The organism is Nonomuraea glycinis (assembly GCF_014646515.1).
In the GTDB taxonomy this organism is placed as follows: domain Bacteria; phylum Actinomycetota; class Actinomycetes; order Streptosporangiales; family Streptosporangiaceae; genus Nonomuraea; species Nonomuraea glycinis.
Map to the genome: position 1 here is coordinate 33,890 of NZ_BMNK01000019.1, position 23,545 is coordinate 57,434.

A 23,545-nucleotide genomic window follows, 5' to 3' on the forward strand; every position below is an offset into this window, starting at 1 on the left:
CGACTGAACCAGGTCAGCGAGGGGCACGGCCGTCCGAGCGTGGCGGGGGAGGCCGTCAGGTCAGGCGTCCCTCAGGTCGGCGGAGGCGGTCGCCCTGGCGTTGAGGATCACCACCATCAGCAGCAGGAGCAGCCCGGCGAAAGTGGTGATCTTGCCTATGGCTTCGGCGATCCAGCCGATCAGGACCGGGCCGAACAGCAGGCCGGAGTAGGTCATGGTGGTGAACCGGGACAGCGCCATCGCCGCGCCGTCCGAGCTGCCGTGCCCGACCGCGCTGAAGATGAGGGGCAGCAGGACGGACAGGCCCACGCCGACCACGCCGAAGCCGACGATGGTCACCACCGCGTTCGGGACCGTCACGACCATGGCCAGACCGGCGAACGCGACCGCGCCGCTCACCCGGACCAGGGGCGGCGCGCCGTACTTCTCGTGCAGGCGGTCGCCGACGAGGCGGCCGCCGACTTGGCAGATGTTGAACAGGATGTAGCCGAGCGAGGCGACGGCCAGGGTGGCGCCGCGGTCGTCGATCAGCAGGACGCCGCTCCAGTTGCCGACCGCGCCCTCCAGGATGAGCACGCTCGCCCCCATCGCGCCGAGCAGGAGCACCCGGGGCGTCCAGCCGGCCCGCCAGCGCATCCTGATCTTCTTGTCGGGCTCCGGCTGCTGGTCGGCGCCGGCGGGCAGCATCCAGAAGCCGACCACCAGCGCGAGCGCGGCCACGCCCACGCCCACCCAGGCGAAGTGCGCCGCCAGGGAGATGTCGAGCTGCAGCGTCAGGCCGCCCAGCAGGGAGGCGCCCAGCGCGCCGATGCTCCAGGCGGCGTGGCAGCGGTTCATCACGGCCCGCTTGAGCGTGCGCTCCACCGCGATCGCGTGGGAGTTCATGGACACGTCGAGCAGCCCGTCGATCAGGCCGAAGACCACCAGCGCGACGGCGAGCTGGATCGGGTCGGCGGCCACCGCGATGCCGATCAGCGACAGCGGCAGCGCCACGCCGGTGATCCTGGCGATCGGCGCGCTGCCGAACCTGGCGACCAGCGCGCCGGTGACCTGCATGGAGATCACGGCGCAGACCGACGGGACGACCAGCAGCAGGCCGAGCTGCCCGTCCGTGAGACCGTGCTCGACCTTCAGGGTCGGCACCCGGATCAGGAACGTGGCGAAGGCGAGCCCCACGATGAAGAACATGGACATCGCGGCCAGCCTGGTCAGGGCCGCCGTGCGTGGCTCGGGGTCGAGTTCGGGTGTGGTCGTGTCCTCAGGCGCCGTCATCGCCGGCCCACTCCTTCATCCATCGGGTGTCCGCCTTCTCGCCCCGGAGAATGAACCGCAGGTCCACGGAGACGCGCATGGCATCGGTCACGGTATCGAGCGAGGCGTGCACCAGGTGCGGACTGTGCACGGTGAGGTCGCCCGCCTCATAGTCATGCCACAGCCACCGGCGGCCGACGGCCTGCGCCGTGGCCCGGAGGTCGTGGCTGATCGGCCGGGGGTCGCCGGCGCGGTCGCTGCCGAGCCGCGCCCGCTCGAACCGCTCGGCCGCCTCCCGGTGCGAGCCTTCCAGGTAGACCAGGCCGCCGGCCTCCATCGGGCAGTCGCCGACCGGGATCCACATGGTGAGCACCCGCTCGCTGCCCCGCGTCATGTAGGCGTGGTCGGTGTGCGCGCGCGAGGCCATCAGGGTGCCCGCGTGGAAGTGCCGCAGGATGGCGCGCGGCAGCCGGTCGACCGGGCCGCCGAGCAGCGCCTCCGCCAAACGCCGCAGCACCGGCTGATCGGCGAAGGAGGCGAAGAGCCGCTCGCGGACGAAGGCGTGCGCCGGATGGCCGCGCACCCCGTGCGCGGGCAGCCCGTCGGGCACCCGGCCCGAGAAGATCCCCTCCTCGGGCGTGGACCCGGCCGCGAACAACCCGTCCGGGAACCTCGACAGGTACGCCCCGCGCAGGTCCAGCACCTTCCGCCGGTCGAGGAAGCCGCGCAGCAGCACCACCCCGTCCTGGCGGAAACGCCGGCGCAGGGCGAGCAGGTCACCGGCCAGCGGCGTGCTGTCGGCCAGCGGCGCGAACAGCTCAGGGGTGAACGGGATGGGCACGCCGTTGGACGTCACCGCCTGCCGGGACATCAGTAGACCCCCTCGATGACGCGTGGCGCGTCCTCCGACTCGTACGCCCCCACCTGCGACACTCCCGGCCACGGGAACCACGGATGCGCGGGGGCGGCGACCGCCGTGTCCCGCTCCAGCAGGTTGGGCAGGAACAGGTCCTCCAGCAGGGTCACCACCCGGATCCGCCCCCGCTCCCCGACGGGGACCTCCTGCCACACGTCGTCCGGCCGCACCACGTGCATGACCGCCAGCGGCGGCGGCAGGTGGTGGCTGTTCGGCGCGCCGGGCTCCAGGGCGTCACCCTGCAGCGCGTGCCCGGACAGGGTGTTGCCGTAGGTGTCGATCCACTGCACGTCCTGGAGATACTCCTCGCGCAGGTAGCGGGCCTCCTCGGGCGAGCAGGAGGTGCCGCCGGTGCACACCGCGCGCACGCCGTACGCGCTGAGGGGTTTACGGAGCGCCGGCGCGAGCGACATGAGCAGCCGGGAGGTCGTGAAGAGCAGCGCGGGCCGTTCGTCCTCAAGAATGTCCGCGGTCTGCGCGATCAGATGGCCGACGTAGGCGTCGGCCTCTCCCGAGGCGCGGACCAGCTGCTTGACCCAGCGCGGGTCGAAGTCGACGGAGAAGACGGCCGCGCCCCAGCTGTCGCCGAGCAGCTTGACGAAGTGGCCGTAGGCGTGCGGGCCGCTGGGCGTCATGGCCAGGATGTCGCCGCCGAGCAGGCCGCGCGCCTCCAGCATGACGCGGTACATCCGCACGTCGTAGATGGCGCGGGTGACATCGACCACCCGGTACGGGCGGCCCGACGAGCCGCCGGTCTCCACGACCCGGAACGGGCGGCCGGCGAAGCCGCGCGGCACCAGGTCACGCGCCCGCACCCCGCGCAGATCCGTCTTGTCGAACAGGCCGAACAGGCGCAGCGAGGCGTAGTCGGTGACGTCCCTGATCGGGTCGAAGGGCAGGCCGCCCTTGCGCGCCAGCCAGAACGCCGACCCGGTCCGGTCGTCGAAATGCCAGCTCATCATGCGTGCCGTCCACTCGTCGAGTGACTCGCGCAGCGGCGGGACGTGCTCTCGCATGGCCTCTAACAGGGAGCCGCCCGGCTCTGGGAGGCGATTCGTGTTCAGGACGACACTCCTTCCGGGGAGATCGCGAAGCGGGGCGGGTGGACGAAGCGCGACCGGGCGGCCAGGCCACGCGCCCCGACCCGGTCCGTGGCGACGATGACGGCGAACGGGAAGGGCAGCTCGACGCCGACCAGCGGGTGGCCGGGGTCGTCCACCTCGACCAGGGTGGGCGCCAGGAACCCCGCCGACAGCAGCGGCCGCCGGGTGAGCAGCCGCCCGCCGGGTTCGAGCCGGTCCATGACGAACTCGGCCAGCCGCGCGGCCTCGGGCTCGGGCCAGGCCGCCTGCGGGCGGCGCGGGTCCGGCGGGTCGAGCGAGATGCCGTCCAGCACCTCGGCGACCCGCCGGCCGAGCGGCTCGGTGCCGCGCAGGCAGGCCACCACGCAGGCGCTGGTGCAGAACCGGCCCGCGTCCTGCGCGATCCGCTCGGCGAGCCACTCGGGGTCCGGCGGCTCGTCCACGATCACGCAGGCTCGCCCCGGACCGCGGAACTCCAGCGCCGGCGGACCCGCCGCCCGCCGGGAGAGCTCCGCCGCCAGATCGTCCCCTCCGTACACGATCTGGTGGTCGGAGCTCTGGATGAGGGCATGCAGGGTACGGGGCGCGGTGGGGTAGTAGCCGAGCGTCTCGGCCGGCCAGCCCACGCTCAGCAGGGCCCCGATCAGACGGGCCGACGACAGCGGCTCGCGCCGGCTCGGCCGGACCCAGACGGCCGCGCCGGACAGCGCCGCCTCCAGCACCGCCTCCAGGCAGGTGAAGGTGTTGGCGGGCAGCGAAACCAGAGTGAGGCCCCCGCGCTCCTCCGGCACGAGCCCGGCCGCCGGGCCGTCGTGCTCGTGCGGCGCGAGCTCGGCCCGTCGCCCGTCGTGCTGGTCCGGCCGGCCGTCGTGCTCGTGCGGCGCCGGCTCCTCCAGTTGGGCGGCGAGCAGGTCTGACCAGCGCTGTACCAGGGCGGGCGGGAGTCCGGCCGCCGCGCCCATCGACGCGGCGAAGTCGCCGGGGTCCTGAACGCCGAGCCCTTCGACGGGGACCCGGCCGAACCTGAACAGGTCGACGGCCTCGCGGAGCAGGTCGAGCCGCCGGTCGCGGTCCGGTCCCGCGGCGCGGCCGGGGCCGTCCTGCGCCGTCCGGGCGCGCAGCCGGGCGGCGTCGTCGCGGACGATGATCTCCGGGGCCAGGCAGAGCGACCCGGCGCCGGGGACGGGCACGGTGTCCATCGACCGGTACCACCGGCCCCCGCGCAGCAGCGGGAGGACCGCCTGACCGATCATGAGAGCGCGTCCCGCAGGGCCTGGACGACCCGTTCCTGCTGGGCGGTGGTCATGCCGGGGAAGATCGGCAGGCAGATGTGGCGGGCCGTGAACGCCTCGGCGCGCGGGTAGGAGCGGTCGCCGAAGCGCGGGGCGAAGTAGGGCTGGCGATGCAGCGGGACGTCGTACACCTCGCCGGCCAGGCGCACCCCGCCGGCGCGCAGCCGGCGCTTGAGCGCCGCCCGGTCCACGCCGTCCGGCAGCAACGCCAGGTACTTGTAATGATTTGTCGCGCAATCAGGCGAAATTTCGTGATGGGTGAGGGCGGGCACCCGGGCCAGGTTCTCGTCGTACCAGGCGGCCAGCCGCCGCCGCTCGGCCAGCACCTCCGCCAGCCGGGCCAGATGGGTGAGCCCCACGGCCGCGTGCAGCTCGCTCATCCGCCAGTTGCTGCCGAGGTCCTCGTGCAGGTTCTCCTCGAAGGACAGCTTGCCGTGGTCCCGCAGGCGCCGCACCCGCTCCAGGTCAGCGGGGTCGGCGGCGGTCAGCAGGCCGCCCTCGCCGCTGGTGATGACTTTGGTGGGGTAGAGGGAGAACGCGGCCAGCCGGCCGAACGTGCCCGCCTGCCGCCCGTCCAGCGACGAGCCGAGCGCGTGCGCGGCGTCCTCGACGACCGCGACGCCCCGCTCGGCGCAGATGGCCAGCACCTGCGGCAGGGAGTCCGGCAGGACGCCGGCGAGGTGCACGGGCACCACCGCGGCCACGTCCTCATGGGCGTCCAGCGCCGCCCGCAGGCCCTCGGGGTCCAGGCCGAGACCGTCGGGCTCCATGTCGACGAAGTCGACCAGCGCCCCGGCGCGGACGGCGCTCGCCGCGGTCGCGAAGAAGGTGTTGGCCGGGACCAGCACGGTGCGCCCCTCGACCCCGACGATCCGCAGGGCGATCTCCAGGGCGGACGAGCCAGAGCTGACGGCGGCGGTGCCACGGCCGAGCTCGTGCCCGGCCAGGTCCTCCAGCCGCGCGCCGCACGGGCCGAGCGTCAGCGACCCGGATGCCAGCGCGTCGTCCACCAGGTCCAGGACGTCCAGGCGGGCCCGTACACCGAAGGACACCCGGGCGGCGGGCACGAACGGCTCGTCGTCGCCGGCGGCGGGCTTGGCCAGGGCGCGGGTGAAGAAGTCCGCCGCCTCGGCCAGGCCGGTGCTGTGGCCCATGGGCAGGTCGAGCACCTCGGCCCGGCCCGGCTCGTAGGAGGTGGCGATCCGCTCGCCGGCCTGTGCCGCGTCGTCGTGGTCGAGCCGCGCGTCGGCGTTGCCGTACTGGATCTGGAGGGGTGCGGGGGACAGGGCCGTGTACAGCTCGGGCAGGTCGGCGTGGCGCAGGATGGACGGCAGGGCGGTGTACTGGTTCCAGGCCAGCAGCTTGCCGATCATCGTCTGGTAGGTGCCCAGGTGGCTGGCCGCGCACAGCGGGATCGGCTCGTCCGCCAGGAGGGCGGTGTGCAGCGCCACGGCCGCGCCCATGCTGTGGCCGAACAGGCCGGTGGCCGCCACGTCCGGCCGGGCGCGCAGCCAGTCGAGCGCGGCCAGGGCGTCCTCGGCCAGCGCGGCGAGCAAGCTGCCCCCGTGCAGCCGCAACGTGCCGTCCAGTACGTCGCCGGCGTCGCGCCCGCCCAGCGCGGCGGGCGCGGCCCACAGGTCGAGGCCGTGGTCGAGGGTGAGGGTGAGGAATCCGGCCCGGGTCAGATGGGCGGCCACGTCGCGGCCCGGATGGTCGGGCGGGATGAGGCCGGTCACCCGCTCCAGGGTCGCGTTGCGCCCCGGGCACACCAGCACGCCCGGCCACGGCGGCGGGCTCGCCGGGGTGAGCATGACGGCGCGCAGCTCACCGCGGCCGTCGTGCTCGAAGACGTAGTGGTCCACGCGGGCCCCCTGCCGGTCCGCGCCGTAGGTGGAGCGGATCCGCAGGGTCCGCTCCTGGACGGCGGCCAGCCGCACGACCGCCCCGCGCACCTGCGCGTTGCGGGTGGTCTGGTCCGGAGCACGTACGGGGGAGCGGCCGAGGTGGGTGAAGCGCTCGATCGGCGTCAACGGCGTCCTCGGATCTCAGACGAAGTCGGTGTGAAGCGCGTGGGGCACTTCGATGCGGTAGTTGTTCAGCGCGTCGTCGATCTTGATCTGCCCTCGGCGCAGCCATTCGAGCAGCTCGTTCTGCGGCCGGTAGAAGCAGGACTTGCACAGATCGGTCCGGCGCGGGTTGCTGGCCTCCCACTCGGCCCTGGGGCCGCCCTCAAGGACGGGGAGATAGCCCTCCTCCAGCACATTGCCGATGAGGTAACGGCTGTTCAGGTGCACCTGCGGGCACGGGTAGAGGTTGCCGTCCGCGCCGACGGCTGTGACGAAGCGGCTGTAGTGGCAGTGCTCGAAGTCGCCCTCGACCTCTTCCACCTGGTCCATCGGGCCCCGGTCGAGCTTGGGCACGGAGATCTCGAACTCCTCCGACGACAGCGCGGCGACCTCGGCCAACGAGGCGGAGACCTCGGCCATGACCTCTTCGATGGTCTCGTGACCCATGGAGCTGTAGAACTCCGGCTCGAAGCGCACATAGTGCGCTCCGGAGTCGCGCACGGCCTGGGCGGCCTGGACGATCTCCTTGTAGTTCTGCCGGGTGATCACGAAGTTGAAGCCGATCCGGAACTCCGGGTCGACGGCCTGCTCGCGCAGGCGGCTCACGGCCTTGAAGAACGTGGTGAAGGTCCGCTCCTTGTCCCGGGTGATCTCGTTGAACGTCGCCTCGGTGCCGGCGTTGAGCCCGATCCGCACCCAGGTGTGCGTGTTGATCACGCAGTCGGAGATCTGCTGCTTGTGCAGGCGGGATCCGTTGGTGATGAGGCCGATGCGCAGCCCCGCCTCGTGCCCGGCCGCGCAGATCTCCGTGTATCCGCGATGAATGGTGCATTCGCCGCTGCCGCAGAACGTGACCGCCCGGCCGCCGGACTCGGCGAATTCCCGCATGAGCTTGACGCTCTTATCTGTGGGAATGGCATCCTTGAAGGAGAACAGGTCGTAGAAGTTCTCCTCGTTCGGCGAATGGAAGTTGCAGAAATTGCAACGCATGTTGCAGGCACCCATGATGCCAATGCGCATATGGATGGGCCGGAACGTCTCGCCGTTGACGAATTTCCGCAGCAGATCCTCGTGGGCCAGCACCTTGTCGGGTGCGTGGGCCTGGTCGAGAGTGACCTCCGGTAGACCGTCGCTGTTCTGGGGGCGCGCGGATCGATAAGTTTCGTCGGGCATCTCGTCTCCACCCTCGGCCGCTCAGTCTCCATGACGGCCGGTAAGTCGCGAGTCGTCGGCGGGCGCTTCGCCAGCATTCTAACGCCAGCTCTGGAAGGCCTCTATTCCTGCTGGAGGCAGGTTTTGGGAGCGCTCCCAGGTGACGCTAGGGTAAATGTCGAAATTGGTCAACCCCTCTTGTGAGGCAATTTTCCGCGCGGTAACGTTTGGCGCGCTCCGTGTTATTGCAGGTGAGAGGAATCGGCGTGGCAGAATTCCCGATAGCGTCGTCCGGAATGTCCGGAACGGAAGTCGGAGCACTTGGTCGCAGGCTGGCCGCTTATGTCTTCCTGGCGAACGATCCATCGGTTCCGGCCGTGGCGGCCGACTGGTGGGAGATCAGCGGCCCGCACTACAAGGAGGTGGCCGGAGCGGTGGCCGACCTCGTGGCCCGCGGTCCCGCCGCGGCGCTCGTGTCCCGGTTCGCCGACGCGCCCGACGACCGCCCGCTGGAGTCGGCGCTCGCCGACGCGCTCACCGACCTGCTGCGGGAGTTCCCCGACGAGCGCGCCCGGTTCGAGAAGCTGGTCGCCGCGGCCGACGAGCAGGTGCTGGTCGACTACCACAACGGCGAGCGGGCCGGCCGATCGGCCGCCGACGCGAGCCTGGACGAGGTCGCCGTCTGGGCCCGGCCGCGGCTGCCCGTCACGATCGTGATCCCCTTCCGCGACCGGGTGGGCGGCGCCCGCGCCCGCAACCTGCTGGCCTGCCTGGCCGCCCTGCGCGACCAGCACCATCACGGCGCCCAGGTGCGCGTCACCGTGGTCGAGTCCGACTCTGAGCCGCGCTGGCGCGACACCGTCGAGCCGCTGGCCGACCACTACCTGTTCGCCCGGCACGACGGCCATTTCAACAAGTCGTGGGCGGTCAACGCCGGGGTGCGGAACACCCCCGGCGAGCCCGAGCTGATCTGCGTGCTGGACACCGACATCCTGGCGGACCGCCGCTTCCTGGCGCGCAACCTGGACAGGATGGCCGCCGACCCCGCGCTGTCGGCCTTCCTGCCCTACCGCCGCATGTACTGCCTCGACACTGAGTCCTCCGCCGCCGCCATCCGCCGCCGGATCGAGCAGGGCGAGGGCGACGTGCCGCTCGACGAGATCCGCTCGCTGGTGCTGCGCGAGCCGCCCGGCGCCTGCCTGTGGGTCAGGGCCGCGCTCTTCCACGAGATCGGCGGGTTCGACGAGCGCTACCAGGGCTGGGGAGGCGAGGACGACGACGTCGTGGCCAGGCTGGCCCGCGCCGGGCGGCTGACCCGATTCGACGATCCGCTGCTGCACCTGGCGCATCCGCGCCCGCAGATGACGCTGGACGGCACGCCGTTCAACGCCCACATCGAGCCGCTGAGCTGGACCGCCGACGCCGGATACGGAGACCTGCGAGGACCCCGGGGATGAAGGCGTACGCGAGCGGCACCTCCGCGCCGCAAGGGGGACGGCTGCGCTTCCACCTGGCCGCCGTCGCGGACCGCTGCGCGATCCGCGACGCGGTGACCGGCGAGATCCGGGCGGAGCGGGGCCGCACCGAGCCGGGGTGGACGCTGCGGATCCCGCACGACTGGCCCAGCTCCCTGTACGCCGCGTCGTTCGGCTCCGCCGACCCCGACGACGACGTCTACTTCGTCGTCCGGCCCGGCGGCCCGCCCCGCGACGCGATCCTGGTGTCCGTCCCCTTCCTCACCTGGCAGGCGTACAACCAGGCGGGCGTGCCCGGCGAGGGGCTCTACCCGACCGAAGGCGCGAGCCGGGCCGGCCGGGTGACCTTCGACCGGCCCGGCGGCGGTCCGGCCGGCCACTGGGAGGACCGCTTCTACCACTGGCTGAGCCGTACCGGCCTCCCCGCCGACTACTGCTCCAACCTGGACCTGCACCAGGACCCCGGCGCGCTGCTGCGCGGCCGGCGGCTGCTGGTGATCGCGGGCCACGACGAGTACTGGACCAGGCGGATGCGCGACGCGGCCGAGGCGTTCGTCGCGGCCGGCGGCAACATCGCCTTCTTCGGCGGCAACACCTGCTGGTGGCAGACCCGGCTGGAGGACGGCGGCCGGACGATGGTGTGCCATCGTGACGCCCTGCTCGACCCCATGGCCGCCGTCGATCCGAGCCTGGTCACGGTCGAGTGGACCAGCGCGCCGGTGTCCCGGCCGGAGAACACCCTGACCGGTGTGAGCTTCCGGCGCGGCGCGGGCTGCTGGGAGGACATGAACGCCGTGAAGTCCGAGGCGTACACCGTGCGGTTCGCCGGGCACTGGGTGTTCGAGGGCACCGGGCTGCGCGACGGCGACACCTTCGGCAGGGGCGCCATCGGCTACGAGACCGACGCCGCCGAGTACACCGAGGTCGACGGGGTGCCGCTGGCGACCGGCGCCGACGGGACGCCCGCCGAGTTCGCCATCCTGGCCACCGCCGACCTGCGGCACTGGCGGAGCCTGGGCCAGGGCGGGCACGCCACGATGGGCATCATGCGGCGCGGCGCCGGCACCGTCTTCAACGCGGCCACGATCGGCTGGGGCGACGCCATCGACGACCCGGTCATCGACCGCGTCACCCGCAATGTGCTGCGCCGGCTGGGCGGCCCCACCGGCTGGTGGGAGCCGATGGGCGGCGGGACCGGCGCGCTCGGGCTGGCCGCCTGCGCGCACCTGCTCTTCGGCGTGCTGGCCGACGGCGACCTGCACGTCCGGCAGGGCCGCACCCAGAACCTGCCGTGGCGGCGGATCGAGCCCGCGCCCGGCCTGATGGCGCTGGCGGCCCCGCGCGAGGCCACGCCCGGCTCACCTGTCTTCCTGTACGGGCTGGACTCCACCGGCCGGGTGCTCGCCCGTGACCCGGTGCCCGAGGCGGCGGCCTGGACCGAGATCTACCAGGCGCCGCCCGGCGCGATCGGCATCGCACCCGTCGACCGGACCATGTACGCGCTCGGCCCCGGCGGCGACCTGTGGAGCCGCCCGCTCACCGCCGCGCACTCCGGCCCGTGGACCCGCCTGGCCGACGGCCCGCGCCTCGTCGCGCTCGCGCACGTGGGCGGACGGCTGATGGGCCTGGACGACCACGGCACGCTGTACGGCAGGGCGCCGGACACCGGAGCGTGGACCCGATCGGGCCCGACCCCCGGCCTGACCACCCTGACCGGCACGGCGGGCAGGCTCATCGGCGCCACCCCGGCCGGCGACCTCCACTGGCGGGAGCCGTTCATGGACATCGACCTCTGAGGGGAAGCGCGTGCGCCACATCTCGCTCGCCGGCCGCCGCCGCATCCGGCTGGACCACGACGCGCCCGTGCCCGCCATCGGGCCGGGCGACGTGCTGGTCCGGGTGGCCGCCTGCACCGTCTGCAACCGCAGCGACCTGGCCTACTACCACTACTACGGCCTGCGCGACCACTGCGCCACCGGCTGCTTCGGCCACGAGATCGCCGGCACCGTGGCGGCCGTCGGCGAGCGGGTGACCAGCGTCGAGCCGGGGCGGCGGGTGTTCGTGCGCACCCCGCTCACCTCGGGATTCGCCGAGTTCGCGGCCGCCAGGGAGGTCAGCGTGGGCGCGCTGCCCGACGACGTGCCGTTCGAGCGCGGCGCGATCCTGCAACTGCTGCCGCTGGCCGTGCACGCCACCCGGGGAGTACGGCTCGGCGACCGGGTGGCCATCGTCGGCCAGGGCCCGGTCGGCCTGATGGCCCTCCAGGTCGCGCGGCTGCGCGGCGCGGCGGAGATCGCCGTCGCGGACCTCGATCCGTGGCGGCTGGACCAGTCGATGCTGCTGGGCGCCGACCGGACGGTCCTGGTGGAGTCCCCGCACGCCGTGCCCGACCGGCTCGGCGCGGACTTCGACGTGGCCGTCGAGGCGGTCGGCACCCCGCACACCGCCCGTGCCTGCGTCGACCTGGTCCGCCAGAACGGGCTCGTCGTCTTCCTCGGCACCCACCACGTCGACACCGAGGTCACCTTCGACATGGTCAAGTGGGAGAAGAAGGGGCTGCGCGTGCACAGCTCCGCCGAGCCGACCGACACGGCCAGGGCCGAGGCCATGGCGGTCGCCGTACGGCTGGCGTTCGCCGGGCGGGTGCGCCTCGATACGATCCTCACCGCCACCTATCCGCTGGAGAACCTCCAGGAAGCCCTCGACCGCCTCTCCCAGAGCCCCACCCTGCATCCCGCCGGGCACGACACGCCCCACCGCACTCCGCCGGAGAAGACCCTGAAGATCGCGATATGCCCCTGAGATGGGGAGTCGCCGGTTACGGCGACATCGTCCGCAAGCGCGCCCTGCCCGCGCTGCTCTCCCTCGGCGAGACGGTCACCTGCGTGTGGGGCCGCGATGCGGCGCGTGCGCAGCGGACCTGCGACGAGTTCGGCACGGGCTTCGGCACCTCCGACTACGGCAAGCTGCTCGACACGGTCGACGTCGTCTACGTCGCCACGCCGGTCGCGACCCACGTGCCTCTCGCGGTGGCGGCGGCCCGCGCCGGCCTGCCCGTACTCATGGAGAAGCCACTGGGCGCTCTGCCCGCGCTGGCGGAGCAACCGCTCGGTGGTCTGCCCACGCTGGAGTGGGAAGGGCCCGGCGGCTCGTCGGCGCCGGAGGAGGAGTCTCCTGGTGGCTCACCGCTTCTCGCCGAGCTGGCCGCCGCCCACGTGGGGGTCGCCTACTACCGCAGGCTCGCGCCCGCCGTCCGCCGCGCGCTCGACCTGCTGCGCGGCCGCGCGATCCACGAGGTGGCCGTGGACTGTCGAGGTCCTTTCGACCCCGGTCCCGACGACCCGAAGCTGTGGCGTACCGACCCGGCGCTGTCCGGCGGCGGCGTGCTCGCCGACGTCGGCAGCCACCGCCTCGACCTGCTCTGCCTGCTGCTGGGCGAGCCGGCCGTGACCGGCGCGCGGACCGGCCGGCGCTTCCCGCTCGGTGCCGAGCGGGACGTACGGGCGCGGCTGGCCTGGCCCGCGGGGGCCACCGGCGAGGTGAGGACGGTGTGGGGCCCCGAGCCGCGCCGCGACCACCTGCGCCTCGCCTTCGACGGCGGGCACCTGGAGCTCGACCCCCTGGACTCGGGCAACGTGCGCGGGACCGTCGACGGGGTGACCGTCGAGGAGTTCCTGCCGCCACCGGCGAACCTGCACATCCCGCTCATGGCCGACTTCGCGCGTAGCGTCCGCGATGGGTCCGCACCGATCTGTCCCGTCCGCGACGCCTTCGCCGTCGACCGACTCATCTCGGCCGTGTACGCGGCCGCCACCCCTCTGGAGGAAGACACATGACGGCCGCCGTATCCCTGCCCGCGTTCCCCGCGCCGCTGCACTGGCTGAACGAGCCCGAGCAGTGGAGTGTCGACGGCGACGACGCGCTCGTCATCACCGCCGCGGCGGGCACCGACCTGTTCTCCGACCCGGGCGAGCCGAACCGGTACGCCAACGCCCCCGCCCTGGTGGGACGCCTGGACGGCGACTTCACCCTGAGCGCCCGGGTCAGGCTCGACCTGCTGTCCACCTTCGACGCGGCCGTCCTGCTGCTGCACGCCGACGGCGACCGGTGGGCCAAGTTCTGCCTGGAGCTGTCCCCGCAGGGCACGCCCACGGTCGTCTCGGTGGTCAACCGGGGCGTGTCCGACGACTGCAACTCCATGCCGATGAGGGGCGACGACATCCGGCTCCGCGTCTCCCGGGTCGGCTCCGCCTTCGCCTTCCACATCGCCGAAGGGGACGGCCCCTGGAGCCTCATCCGCTACTTCGCGCTCGACGGAGACCCCGAGGTGGGCTTCCTCGCCCAGAGCCCGACCGGCGACGGCGCCACCGTCCGCTTCGAGGACATTCAGTACACCCCCAAACGGCTCTCCGACCTGCGCAACGGCGAGTAGCGCGAGGGCGTGGGCCCGGCCGGCGGATCCTCCGAAGTCCCTGTGAAGCCGACACTTGGGCCTTTCGGGGCGCCTCGGGCAGAGGAATCGTGGTCCGCATGAGATCAGCGATCCTCAAGACCGCGCTCTGCGCCGCGCTCGCGGGCGTGCTGTTGACGCCGCCCGCCCAGGCGACCCCGCTGCCTGACACCTTCTCGCTGCCCAACGGCTTCCAGCCGGAGGGCATCGAGATCGGGCCAGGCCCCTTCGCCTACTTCGGCTCCCGGGCGACCGGCTCCATCTACCGGGCCGACTTGCGGACCGGCAAGGGCAAGATCATCAGCAACGGGCCGGGCACCCCCTCGCTCGGCCTCAAGAGCGACGACCGGGGGAGGCTCTTCGTGGCGGGCGGCAACGCCGGCAACGCCCGGGTCGTCGACCTGCGCACCGGCGCGGTGCTCAAGTCGTACCCGCTGGCCACCGGCGCCTCGTTCGTCAACGACGTCGTGCTCACCCGCGACGCCGCCTGGATCACCGACTCGACCAACCCCGTCCTGTACAAGCTGCCGCTCCGCCACGGCAAGCTGCCCGGCCAGGCCGTCACGCTCTCCCTCACCGGCGCTCTTCAGTACGCCGACGGCATCAACGTCAACGGCATCGCCGCCACGCCGGACGGTAAGGGCCTGCTCCTCATCCAGTCCAACACCGGCAAACTGTTCAGGGCCGACCCCCGTACCGGCGTCACCACCGAGGTGAACCTGGGCGGCGAACTCCTCACCAACGGCGACGGCCTGCTCCTGAACGGCCGCAAGCTGTACGTGGTGCAGAACCGGCTCAACGCGGTCGCCGTGCTCCATCTGAGCCACGACGGCACCTCCGGCCGCGTCACCGGACGCCTCACCGACGAGCGCTTCGACATCCCGACCACGGTGGCGGCCTTCGGCAAGCGCCTCTACCTGCCCAACGCCCGCTTCAGCACCCCGCCCACCCCTGACACGCCGTACGACGTCGTCTCGATCAAGCGCTGACCTTCGGCCGACCTTCGCCTGCCGAGCGCCCGGCCCGCACGAGCGGGGCCGGGTGGCCGGCGACAGGGGAGTGTCGCCGGTCAGGGGCGCAGGGAGGCGAGATACTCCGCGAAGGGGACGACGTCCTCGGGCAGCGTGGTGCCGGCCCGCTTGCCGTCTCCGCCACTTCGCCCGTTTTGTCCGTTCCCCTTGGTCTTGTTACCGGCCCCGGTTCTGTCGCCGGTCCCGATCTTGACCTGGGCGTCGGTCTGGGGGGCGGCGTGCGGGGCTCGGGGGCGCATGAGGCCGGCGAGCTCGGACGCCGCGCGGGTGATGCGGTCCGCCAGGCCGTCGGTGCCGGCGTCGCCGCCCGCGCCCCAGTCCTCCGAGGCCGCGTACACGGCCGTCGGCACGACCACGGCGCGCAGGTACGCGAAGAGCGGGCGCAGCGCGTGCTCCAGCACCAGCGAGTGACGTGGCGTGCCGCCGGTGGCGGCGATCAGCACCGGCTTGCCCGCCAGCGCGGTGTTGTCCACGACGTCGAAGAAGGACTTGAACAGCCCGCTGTAGGAGGCGGTGAACACCGGCGTGACGGCGATCAGCCCGTCGGCCTCCGTCACGGCCGCGAGGGCGGCGCGCAGTCGGGCGTTGGCGAACCCGGTGACGAAGTTGTTCGCGATGTCCACCGCGAGCTCGCGCAGCTCGATCACGGTCGTGTCGGCCGCGCCCTGGAGTCGCTCCCCGGTCGCCTCGGCGAGGCGGTCGGCGAGCAGGCGGGTGGAGGACGGCTGGGTGAGTCCCGCCGTGACGACGACGAGCTTCATGAGGTGATCTCCTTCTTCGGACCCTGACGGGTCGGTCGCGCGGCCCGGCCAGGCGCTGGTCAGGCGGGCCGGACGGCGGCGGGTCAGGCGCCGGCGGGCTCGGTCGTACGGGCGGCCAGCAGGGAGGCGTGGGTCGGGGTCTCCGGCACCTCGGCGGGGCGGTTCTTGGCGAACTCCTCGCGCAGCACCGGCACGACCTCCTCACCGAGGATGTCGAGCTGCTCCAGGACCGTCTTCAGCGGCAGCCCGGCGTGGTCCATGAGGAAGAGCTGGCGCTGGTAGTCGCCGAAGTACTCGCGGAAGCGCAGCGTCTTGTCGATGATCTGCTGCGGGCTGCCGACCGCCAGCGGCGTCTCAGCCATGAAATCCTCCAACGACGGCCCGTGCCCGTACACCGGGGCCTTGTCGAAGTACGGGCGGAACTCGCGGATGGCGTCCTGGGAGTTCTTCCGCATGAACAGCTGGCCGCCGAGCCCGACGATGGCCTGCTCGGCGGTGCCGTGCCCGTAGTGGGCGTACCGCTGCCGGTAGAGGTCGATCAGCCGGACGAAGTGCTCCTTCGGCCAGAAGATGTTGTTGGCGAAGAACCCGTCACCGTAGTAGGCGGCCTGCTCGGCGATCTCGGGGCTGCGGATGGAGCCGTGCCACACGAACGGCGGCACGCCGTCGAGCGGGCGGGGCGTGGAGGTGAAGCCCTGCAGCGGCGTGCGGAAGCGGCCCTCCCAGTGCACCACGTCCTCGCGCCACAGCTTGTGCAGCAGGGCGTAGTTCTCCACGGCGAGCGGGATGCCCTGGCGGATGTCCTGCCCGAACCACGGGTAGACCGGTCCGGTGTTGCCACGGCCCAGCATGAGGTCCACCCGGCCGTCCGCCAGGTGTTGCAGCATGGCGAAGTCCTCGGCGATCTTGACCGGGTCGTTGGTCGTGATCAACGTGGTGGCCGTGGACAGCTGGAGCCGCTCGGTCCTGGCCGCGATGTAGCCGAGCATGGTCGTCGGCGAGGACGGCACGAAGGGCGGGTTGTGGTGCTCGCCGGTGGCGAACACGTCGAGCCCGACCTCCTCGGCCTTGAGCGCGATGGTGACCATGGCCTTGATCCGCTCGGCCTCGGTCGGGGTCCTGCCTGTGGTCGGATCGGTGGTCACGTCCCCGACGCTGAAAATCCCGAACTGCATGATAGTCACCATCCCGAACTATTGAACTTTCAACTGCTAACAGCGACAGGGCCTGCTCGTATATTCCAGATCACAGAGCGTTGATGTCCGCCGCGCCGAGGACGCGTTTCGGCGCCCCGTGGTCGGCGATCGCGATCATAGCCCGCCCGATCTGCTCGGTCGTGGTCACCGCCGACGGCATCAACCGCCGCAGCACAGGGTAGAACGGCCGCGCCACCACGTACGCCAGCCGGTAGAACGGCGTCCGCGACGTCCGGGGCTGGATGTAACCGGGCCGCAGGACGTACGCCTCGAAAGGCAGGGCGAGCAGCGCGTTCTCGGTCGCGCCCCGCACTCTGGCCCACTTCTGGCGACCCTGCGCGTCGGCCCCGGCTGCGGACACGTACACGAACGTCGAGCCGGGGTTGACCCTGGCCAGCGTCGTCCCGGCGGACAGAGTGACCCGCTGGTGCTCGTCCAGGCCCGCCGAGGAGACGCCCAGGCAGAAGAAGCACGCGTCGAACCCCGCCAGCTCGCTCTCGATGGGCGCCAGGTCGAGCAGGTCACCGTGCACGATCGCACGCGACTTGCCGTGTGCCCGCCCGGTGGGGGACCGGCCCACCACCAGCACCGCCTCCACCCGGTCATCGGCCAGGCATTCGCGCAGCACGCCCTGCCCGACCATGCCGGCGGCGCCGAAGATGATCACCTTCATCGGCTCTCCCAACTCGCCGGACCCACGGCGGGACTTCGCGGCCGATCATGGAGATGCCCGCCGCCTACGTCCTGGTCCCGGTCTCCGCTCGTGTGCCACTTAAGATCGTCGAAGCTCGCGCGGGCGCACTGGCGGTGACCAGGCCGTGATGCGACCCCGCCACACCGGGCAGGGGTTTGATCGAGATGATGGACACGCCCGCTCCCGGCCCGGTGCACCGGACCGGTATCCGCTGACCTTCCCCATGGAGCTTCGCATGACCTCACCCACCGACTCTCCGACCCCCATTGTCCGCCAGCTCCGGCTGGTGGTCGAGGCGGAGGACTACGAGGCCGCCGTGGCGTTCTACCGCGACCAGCTGGGCCTGCGCGAGGAAGCCGCCTTCTCCGGGGGCGACGGCGCTGAGGTGATGATCCTGGACGCCGGCCGGGCCACGTTGGAGATCGCCAACCCGGCGCAGAAGCGGATGATCGACGACGTCGAGGTAGGCCGCCAGGTGGCGCCCCGGATCCGCGTCGCGTTCGAGGTGGACGACAGCGTCGCCGCCACCGACCGGCTGCTGGCCGCCGGCGCCACCCAGGTCGCACCACCCACCGTCACGCCTTGGCAGTCGCTGAACTCACGCCTGGACGCGCCTGCGGACCTGCACATCACGCTCTTCCAGGAGCTTGTCGGCCAGGAGGAACGCGAGACCCTGGACGGTTTCGGGACCTCGGCCGGGAGCGAGGAGGTCACCGATGGCGGGCGCTGAGCCTGCCCGGCCCATCGGACCTGGACTGCGCAAAGTGTGGTGGACGATACTGGGATTGAACCAGTGACCTCTTCCGTGTCAGGGAAGCGCTCTCCCGCTGAGCTAATCGTCCGTGTCGAGCCGAAGCTCAGAGCGGAAGACGGGATTCGAACCCGCGACCCTCACCTTGGCAAGGTGATGCTCTACCACTGAGCCACTTCCGCGTCCGTCCCGGCTGAACACCGGGCGACGAAGAGAACTCTAGCGAATGACGGCCAAGTCCCCAAACCGGATTACCCCACCCGCTCGGCGTACCAGGTGATCCCGCGACGTGTCCGCTGATCATCGGCTCACAGCAGTCGTCGTTGCACGATGTCGGCGATGACGGCGGTCACCACTTCGCTGACTTCCGCAGGCTGCGGCGCGACCCCCTCCCGGCCCGCGAACAGCAGGTGCCCGGCCCCGATCAGGGAGAGCGCCAGCGCGTCCACGTCGGCGTCCGCCGCGACGCGGCCAAGCTCACACTCCTCGTTCAGATAGGCGGCGATCATGGCTACGGCATCCGTCAGGACCGGGATGCCGACAGCAGGCCCGGCCTGACGCAGCCGGGCACGCAACTCATCCCGGAAGATGACCAGGCCGACGATCGCCACGGCGACCGAGTCGAACAGCTCGAACAGTGCCCCGGTCAGGTTGCCGGCGACGTCGCCGGTCCCGGCGGCGGCGCGCAGGGCGGCGGTCTGGCTCTCGAGCCGGGCGATGCGGTCCCGCACGAGGTCGGCGAGGAAGGCGTCGAAGTCCTCGAAGTGCCGGTGCAGGACGCCCTTGGCGACACCCGCCTCCGCCGTGACCGCCCGGCTGGTCAGGCCGGCGGCCCCGTCCCGGAGCAGGACACGCTCGGCGGCGTCGAACAACTGCTGCCGCACATCCCGGAGAGCCACTCCCGTCGGCATCGCCCGTTCCTCCTTCTGCACACGCCTTCGCTCACGGCGAACCGCTGACCGGTTGTAGAGTGGGCGACTGCCCACTACCGTGGGCGCATGCCCACTATAGCGCGAGAACGACCTGAGCCTCCGTGGAACGAACCTCATAAGGCCAGGCAGATGGCGGAGTCCTTCGGGGCCGACACCGAACGTTACGACCGGACCCGGCCCGAGTATCCCGACGCCCTGGTGCGGCGGATCATCGCCGCCGCCCCGGGCCCTGACCTCGTCGACGTCGGCTGCGGCACCGGCATAGAAGCCCGTCAGTTCCTGGCGGCCGGGTGCACGGTGCTGGGCGTCGAGCCGGACGCCCGGATGGCCGAGTTCGCCCGCCGCACGGGGGTCGAGGTCGAGGTGGCGACGTTCGAGGACTGGGACGCCGCCGGTCGCACCTTCGACGCGGTCGTCGCCGGGCAGTCCTGGCACTGGGTGGACCCCGTCGCGGGCGCGGCCAAGGCGGCGCGGGTGCTGCGTCCCGGCGGCCTGCTGGCGGTGTTCGCGCACGCGTACGCCCCGCCGCCGTCCGTCGCGGAGGCGTTCGCCACCGTCTTCCGGAAGGTGGCGCCCGATTCGCCGCTCAGCGCCGGACCGCCGAGGCCGGCCCAGGACGTCTACCAGGCGATGTTCGACACGTTCAGCGACGGCATCCGTGATGCGGCCGGGTTCGGCGAGCCGGAGCGGTGGCGATTCGACTGGGAGCGGCACTACCGCCGCGACGACTGGCTCGACCTGCTGCCCACCACCGGCGCGCTCACCCGGCTCCCACCGGACAGGCTGGCCGAGGTGCTGGAGAGCGTCGGGGCCGCCATCGACGCGATCGGCGGCGGCTTCACCATGACCTACACCACGATGGCGACCGCCGCGACGCTGAACACCTGAGCCGTGCACCACTCCGAAGGCGCGGGCCGGGGCTCACGTGCGAGGACCGGGGCTCACGTGCGAGCGGGACATCGGGACAGCGGCTCACGCGAAGGTCAGGTGTGCCCGCCGTTGACGGTGATGTGCTGGGCGGTGACGAAGGCGGCCTGGTCCGAGGCGAGGTAGGCCACCATGCCCGCCACGTCCTCGGGCGTCCCCATGCGGCCCAGGGGGACCTGAGTCAGATAGTCGGCGACCTCCAGGCCCGCGTGCCGTTCGACCGGGATCCAGCCGGGAGCGACGAGGTTGACGGTGACGCCGTGCGGGCCGAGCTCGCGGGCCCACAGGCGGGTCAGGGCCTGCTGCGCACCCTTGGCGGCGGTGTACGCGGACGTCAGGGGCAGGGCGCGGTCGACGATGTCGGAGCCGATCTGGATGACCCGGCCGCCGCCTCGGGCCTGCCAGGACGGCAGGCAGGCCTGCACCAGCAGCGTCGGGCTCTTGACGAAGAACGTGAGCTGATCGAGGTAGGCCTGCCAGGTCACCTCCGCCACCGGCGCCTCGGGCTGCGGGCCGGTCGCGTTGAGCACCAGCGCGTCGATGGGACCGAGCCGCTCGGCCACCTGGGCGGCCAGCTCGGCGGTGCCCGCCTCGTCCGTGACGTCGGCGGCGAACGACTCGGCGCGGCCGCCCGCCGTACGGATCTCCTCGACCACCTGGGCGGCCCCGCCGGAGTCGGAGCGGTAGTTGACCGCGACGGCCCAGCCGTCGGCGCCCAGCCGCCGCGCGATGGCGGCGCCGAGCCCCCGGGACGCGCCGGTCACCAGCGCCACCTTCACTGCTCACTCCTTGGTACGCACATGCGCGCCAGCCTAGCGAGCATGGGTCGGCTCATCCGGCTGCGAGCCGGTCGGCGGGCGTTCCCGCAGGGAACGTTCGTAGGCCTGGCGCCACTGCTCGGCTGCTTGGAGCATGGCGTGGCTGACGTGGTCGAAGAAGTCGCCGATGTCCCGGAGCCGGATTCCGGCGGGTGAGGTGGCGCCGAGCGTCGCCGCTCCTTGGTGGGCGAAGGAGGCCAGCCGGGTGTTCTGGCGGGCGCTGGCCAGCCAGCCGCGGAACCAGGCATCGGCATCGATGACGTAGCGATCGCGCCGGCGGCGGGGATCTCGTTCGCGGCGGATCAGTTCCTGTCGTTCGAGTTCGCCGATGGCCTTGGAGATGGAGGCGGGGCTGACCTGCAGCTTGTGGGTGAGTTCGGCCGCGGTGAGGCTGCCGCTGTCGGTGAGGTAGAGGCTGGCCAGGACGCGGGCGGTCATCCGCGACAGCCCGGTGTCGATCATCACCGTGGTGAACTGCTCCTCCAGCTCACCGACCGTTTTGGGGTCGCGTCGTCCCTGCGGCGGCGGACGTCTGCGGGCGCGGTCCCGGGTGGCCTGGTGCGCCTGGTCGGCCTGGTAACCGTCGGGGCCGCCGTTGCGGGCGACTTCCCGCGTGATGGTGGACAGCGGCCGGTTCAGCCGAGCGGCGATCTCGGTCGGAGACAGCCCTTGGGTCAGTCCGTCGGCGATCTGCCGGCGGTCTTGGTGGGTCAGCCTGCCTCCGGGCATGGGCGACGCCTCCCTGGTCATGCGCGTTCGGACAGGGCAGTCTTGCATTCGTACCCATCTCATTGCAAGTCACTTGGCTTGCGTTCACCGCCATTCACATTGCAAGTCATGCATGCATCGCCTGTATGAAGGCTCGATTCATGTTGACGTTTCAGTAAATGCAAGTTAGCTTTTCGATTATTGTGAACGCAAAGTGGGCGCCCCGCTGGACGGCGCCCCACCCCTCGAAGGAATTGACGTGATCGCATCGAAGTCCGCCAAGGCGGCGCTGCTCGTCACCGCGACCCTGGCCGCCACCGCCCTGCCCGCCGCCGCATCGCCTGCTCCCGTCCATCCCCAGGTGCAGCGAGTGCTCGACCGGACCGTGGCCGCCAAGCTCGCCCCTGGGATGGTGGCCGAGGTCCGGGACGGTCACCGCTCCTGGTTCGGCTCAGCGGGCGTGTCCGACACCGGGACCGGACGCCAGCGCCGGCAGAACGAGCGGTTCCGTATCGGCAGCGCCTCCAAGGCCTTCACCGCCACCGTGGTGCTCAAGCTCGCGGCCGAGGGCAAGTTGAGCCTCGACGACCCCCTGGACAAGTGGCTGCCAGGGCTGTTCGACGGCAGTGCCTACAAGCCCGGCAAGATCACCATAAGGCAGCTGCTCAACCAGACCAGCGGCATCTACGCCTACACCGGCGATGAGGAGTTCTTCGCCAGGGGCGTCGGCGCCGAGTGGTTCAAGCACCGCTACGACACCTATACCCCGCGGCAGCTGGCGAAGATCGCCCTGGCGCACCCGCCCACCGGCGAGCCGGGTCAGCGCTTCACCTACTCCAACACCAACTACATCCTCGCCGCGATGGTCGTCGAGAAGGCGACAGGCAGGACGTTCGAGCAGGAACTCACCCGGACCGTCATCCGCCCGCTGCGCCTGACCGGCACCTCCCTGCCCGGCACCGACCCCGAGATCCGCGGTCCGCACCCGATGCACTACTCCATCCTGTTCTCCCGCGACCCCCAGCCCACGATCTACGACGCCACCCGCATGAACCAGTCCTTCGCCTGGGCCGCCGGTGGCGTCATCTCCACCACCATCGACCTCAACCGGTTCTTCGGCGCCCTGTTCGGCGGGCGCGTCCTGCCGGCCGCGCAGCTGCGCGAGATGCTCACCACCGTCCCCACCGAGGGGGCGAACTGGATCCCTGGAACGCGGTACGGCCTGGGCGTCTTCGAGCAGAAGCTGCCCTGCGGCACCAGCGTCTGGGGCAACGCCGGTGCCACTTACGGCTCATGGAGCTATGCCATGGGCACCCGTGACGGCAAGCACCGCCTCACCACCCAGGTCAACGGCGACTGGGCGCCCCTGAGCGTCTTCACCGACGTGCTCGCCGCCGAGTTCTGCCCGGCCGTGTCTCGATGAGCCTGAACCACGCCCACCGGTAAGCGGCCCGGAGCCCGAAAACGGACGCCGAGCCGACTATAAGACCCCACCTGGCGGGCAGGTGGCAATAAAGGTCAACCCGCACCGGGCACTCACCCGGATCAGATGGGGGACTTTCGCCCAGGCCGGGCGAGAAACTCAGTGAACGGGAGGGTCACATGGTCACCCCGAAGTCACATACTCGGACACCCCTCCAGCTGGCCGCGCTGGTCGTGGGCGTGGTGTTCCTGCTGGTCGGGATCCTCGGATTCATCCCCGGCATCACCACCGGCTACGGCAGCATGCGGTTCGCCGGCCACCACTCCGAGGCGTACCTGCTGGGCATCTTCCAGGTGTCCATCCTGCACAACATCGTGCACCTGCTGTTCGGGATCGCGGGCGTGCTCATGTCCCGGGCCGTCTCCACGGCGCGGACGTTCCTGGTCGGCGGCGGGATCATCTATCTGATCCTGTGGCTGTACGGGCTGCTCATCGGCAAGGCGAGCACCGCCAACTTCGTGCCGCTCAACACGGCCGACGACTGGCTGCACTTCCTGCTGGGCGTCGGCATGATCGCGCTCGGCCTGCTGCTGAGCCGCCGTAGGGGGCAGCACCGGTGA

At 71.7% G+C, this 23,545-nt stretch carries 22 protein-coding genes and 2 tRNA genes; 10 read left to right on the forward strand and 14 right to left on the reverse strand.

What is annotated here, in order from left to right; genetic code table 11:
* Nucleotides 1–60 precede the first annotated feature (60 nt).
* The 6 genes from IEY87_RS37615 to IEY87_RS37640 are packed head-to-tail and all read right to left on the reverse strand — an operon-like array spanning nt 61 to nt 7,780.
* Nucleotides 61–1,272, reverse strand: coding sequence for an MFS transporter (locus IEY87_RS37615; RefSeq protein WP_189143623.1), 1,212 nt, complete (start codon nt 1,270–1,272; stop codon nt 61–63).
* A complete protein-coding gene (locus IEY87_RS37620; RefSeq protein ID WP_189143624.1) occupies nt 1,259–2,122 on the reverse strand; it encodes a phytanoyl-CoA dioxygenase family protein in 864 nt (287 codons plus the stop codon). Before IEY87_RS37620 ends, IEY87_RS37615 begins: the two co-directional genes overlap by 14 nt.
* On the reverse strand, nt 2,122–3,183 hold the full coding sequence (locus tag IEY87_RS37625) for an acyl-CoA synthetase family protein (protein ID WP_189143625.1): 1,062 nt from the start codon (nt 3,181–3,183) through the stop codon (nt 2,122–2,124). Before IEY87_RS37625 ends, IEY87_RS37620 begins: the two co-directional genes overlap by 1 nt.
* A gap of 44 nt (nt 3,184–3,227) precedes the next feature.
* Nucleotides 3,228–4,502 carry an aldehyde dehydrogenase family protein gene (locus IEY87_RS37630; RefSeq protein ID WP_189143626.1) on the reverse strand — a complete coding sequence of 425 codons (1,275 nt, stop codon included), beginning with the start codon at nt 4,500–4,502 and terminating at the stop codon, nt 3,228–3,230.
* Nucleotides 4,499–6,571 carry a DegT/DnrJ/EryC1/StrS family aminotransferase gene (locus IEY87_RS37635; RefSeq protein WP_189143627.1) on the reverse strand — a complete coding sequence of 691 codons (2,073 nt, stop codon included), beginning with the start codon at nt 6,569–6,571 and terminating at the stop codon, nt 4,499–4,501. The genes IEY87_RS37630 and IEY87_RS37635 overlap by 4 nt, the downstream gene beginning before the upstream one ends.
* Nucleotides 6,572–6,586: 15 nt before the next feature.
* Complete coding sequence (locus IEY87_RS37640) at nt 6,587–7,780, reverse strand: radical SAM protein (protein WP_189143628.1); 1,194 nt, start codon at nt 7,778–7,780, stop codon at nt 6,587–6,589.
* 275 nt (nt 7,781–8,055) lie between these two features.
* Between IEY87_RS37640 and IEY87_RS37645 the strand changes: the two genes are divergently transcribed.
* From IEY87_RS37645 to IEY87_RS37670, 6 genes are all read left to right on the forward strand, one after another.
* Complete coding sequence (locus tag IEY87_RS37645; protein WP_189143629.1) at nt 8,056–9,216, forward strand: glycosyltransferase family 2 protein; 1,161 nt, start codon at nt 8,056–8,058, stop codon at nt 9,214–9,216.
* Entirely contained in the window at nt 9,213–11,030 is a 1,818-nt protein-coding gene (locus IEY87_RS37650; protein WP_189143630.1) for a N,N-dimethylformamidase beta subunit family domain-containing protein, read from the forward strand. The genes IEY87_RS37645 and IEY87_RS37650 overlap by 4 nt, the downstream gene beginning before the upstream one ends.
* A 10-nt stretch (nt 11,031–11,040) precedes the next feature.
* A complete protein-coding gene (locus tag IEY87_RS37655) occupies nt 11,041–12,036 on the forward strand; it encodes a zinc-dependent alcohol dehydrogenase (protein ID WP_189143631.1) in 996 nt (331 codons plus the stop codon).
* Nucleotides 12,027–13,070: a Gfo/Idh/MocA family protein gene (locus tag IEY87_RS37660; protein ID WP_189143632.1), complete on the forward strand. Its 1,044-nt coding sequence runs from the start codon at nt 12,027–12,029 to the stop codon at nt 13,068–13,070. Before IEY87_RS37655 ends, IEY87_RS37660 begins: the two co-directional genes overlap by 10 nt.
* Nucleotides 13,067–13,666, forward strand: coding sequence for a DUF1349 domain-containing protein (locus IEY87_RS37665; RefSeq protein ID WP_189143633.1), 600 nt, complete (start codon nt 13,067–13,069; stop codon nt 13,664–13,666). Before IEY87_RS37660 ends, IEY87_RS37665 begins: the two co-directional genes overlap by 4 nt.
* Before the next feature lie 98 nt (nt 13,667–13,764).
* Nucleotides 13,765–14,673 (forward strand): NHL repeat-containing protein, encoded by a 909-nt coding sequence (locus IEY87_RS37670; protein WP_189143634.1) that lies wholly within the window; start codon nt 13,765–13,767, stop codon nt 14,671–14,673.
* Nucleotides 14,674–14,753: 80 nt separating this feature from the next.
* On the opposite strand, the gene IEY87_RS37675 is transcribed toward IEY87_RS37670, so the two are convergent.
* The 3 genes from IEY87_RS37675 to IEY87_RS37685 all read right to left on the reverse strand — a co-directional run bounded on the left by IEY87_RS37675 (nt 14,754) and on the right by IEY87_RS37685 (nt 17,345).
* Nucleotides 14,754–15,476 carry an FMN reductase gene (locus tag IEY87_RS37675; protein ID WP_189143635.1) on the reverse strand — a complete coding sequence of 241 codons (723 nt, stop codon included), beginning with the start codon at nt 15,474–15,476 and terminating at the stop codon, nt 14,754–14,756.
* A gap of 83 nt (nt 15,477–15,559) precedes the next feature.
* Complete coding sequence (locus IEY87_RS37680; protein WP_189143636.1) at nt 15,560–16,651, reverse strand: LLM class flavin-dependent oxidoreductase; 1,092 nt, start codon at nt 16,649–16,651, stop codon at nt 15,560–15,562.
* A gap of 70 nt (nt 16,652–16,721) precedes the next feature.
* Complete coding sequence (locus IEY87_RS37685; RefSeq protein ID WP_189143637.1) at nt 16,722–17,345, reverse strand: NAD(P)H-binding protein; 624 nt, start codon at nt 17,343–17,345, stop codon at nt 16,722–16,724.
* Nucleotides 17,346–17,601: 256 nt separating this feature from the next.
* Between IEY87_RS37685 and IEY87_RS37690 the strand changes: the two genes are divergently transcribed.
* Complete coding sequence (locus IEY87_RS37690) at nt 17,602–18,096, forward strand: VOC family protein (protein ID WP_189143638.1); 495 nt, start codon at nt 17,602–17,604, stop codon at nt 18,094–18,096.
* A gap of 37 nt (nt 18,097–18,133) precedes the next feature.
* Here the strand turns inward: IEY87_RS37690 and IEY87_RS37695 are convergent.
* From IEY87_RS37695 to IEY87_RS37705, 3 genes are all read right to left on the reverse strand, one after another.
* Nucleotides 18,134–18,208: transfer RNA gene (locus IEY87_RS37695), tRNA-Val, on the reverse strand.
* Nucleotides 18,209–18,227: 19 nt separating this feature from the next.
* Nucleotides 18,228–18,299, reverse strand: a tRNA-Gly gene (locus IEY87_RS37700).
* Between the two features lie 126 nt (nt 18,300–18,425).
* Nucleotides 18,426–19,028, reverse strand: coding sequence for a TetR/AcrR family transcriptional regulator (locus tag IEY87_RS37705; protein ID WP_189143639.1), 603 nt, complete (start codon nt 19,026–19,028; stop codon nt 18,426–18,428).
* 150 nt (nt 19,029–19,178) lie between these two features.
* Between IEY87_RS37705 and IEY87_RS37710 the strand changes: the two genes are divergently transcribed.
* Nucleotides 19,179–19,937, forward strand: a complete 759-nt coding sequence (locus tag IEY87_RS37710; protein ID WP_225277994.1) for a class I SAM-dependent methyltransferase — start codon at nt 19,179–19,181, stop codon at nt 19,935–19,937.
* Between the two features lie 95 nt (nt 19,938–20,032).
* Here IEY87_RS37710 and IEY87_RS37715 read toward each other — a convergent pair whose 3' ends face one another.
* Complete coding sequence (locus IEY87_RS37715) at nt 20,033–20,755, reverse strand: SDR family oxidoreductase (protein WP_225277995.1); 723 nt, start codon at nt 20,753–20,755, stop codon at nt 20,033–20,035.
* A gap of 33 nt (nt 20,756–20,788) precedes the next feature.
* Nucleotides 20,789–21,523, reverse strand: coding sequence for a MarR family transcriptional regulator (locus IEY87_RS37720; protein ID WP_189143641.1), 735 nt, complete (start codon nt 21,521–21,523; stop codon nt 20,789–20,791).
* Between the two features lie 238 nt (nt 21,524–21,761).
* On the opposite strand from IEY87_RS37720, the gene IEY87_RS37725 reads away from it, so the two are divergent.
* Together IEY87_RS37725 and IEY87_RS37730 are read left to right on the forward strand one after the other, a co-directional pair.
* On the forward strand, nt 21,762–22,925 hold the full coding sequence (locus IEY87_RS37725) for a serine hydrolase domain-containing protein (RefSeq protein WP_189143642.1): 1,164 nt from the start codon (nt 21,762–21,764) through the stop codon (nt 22,923–22,925).
* A 179-nt stretch (nt 22,926–23,104) separates the two neighbouring features.
* Nucleotides 23,105–23,545 (forward strand): DUF4383 domain-containing protein, encoded by a 441-nt coding sequence (locus tag IEY87_RS37730; protein ID WP_189143643.1) that lies wholly within the window; start codon nt 23,105–23,107, stop codon nt 23,543–23,545.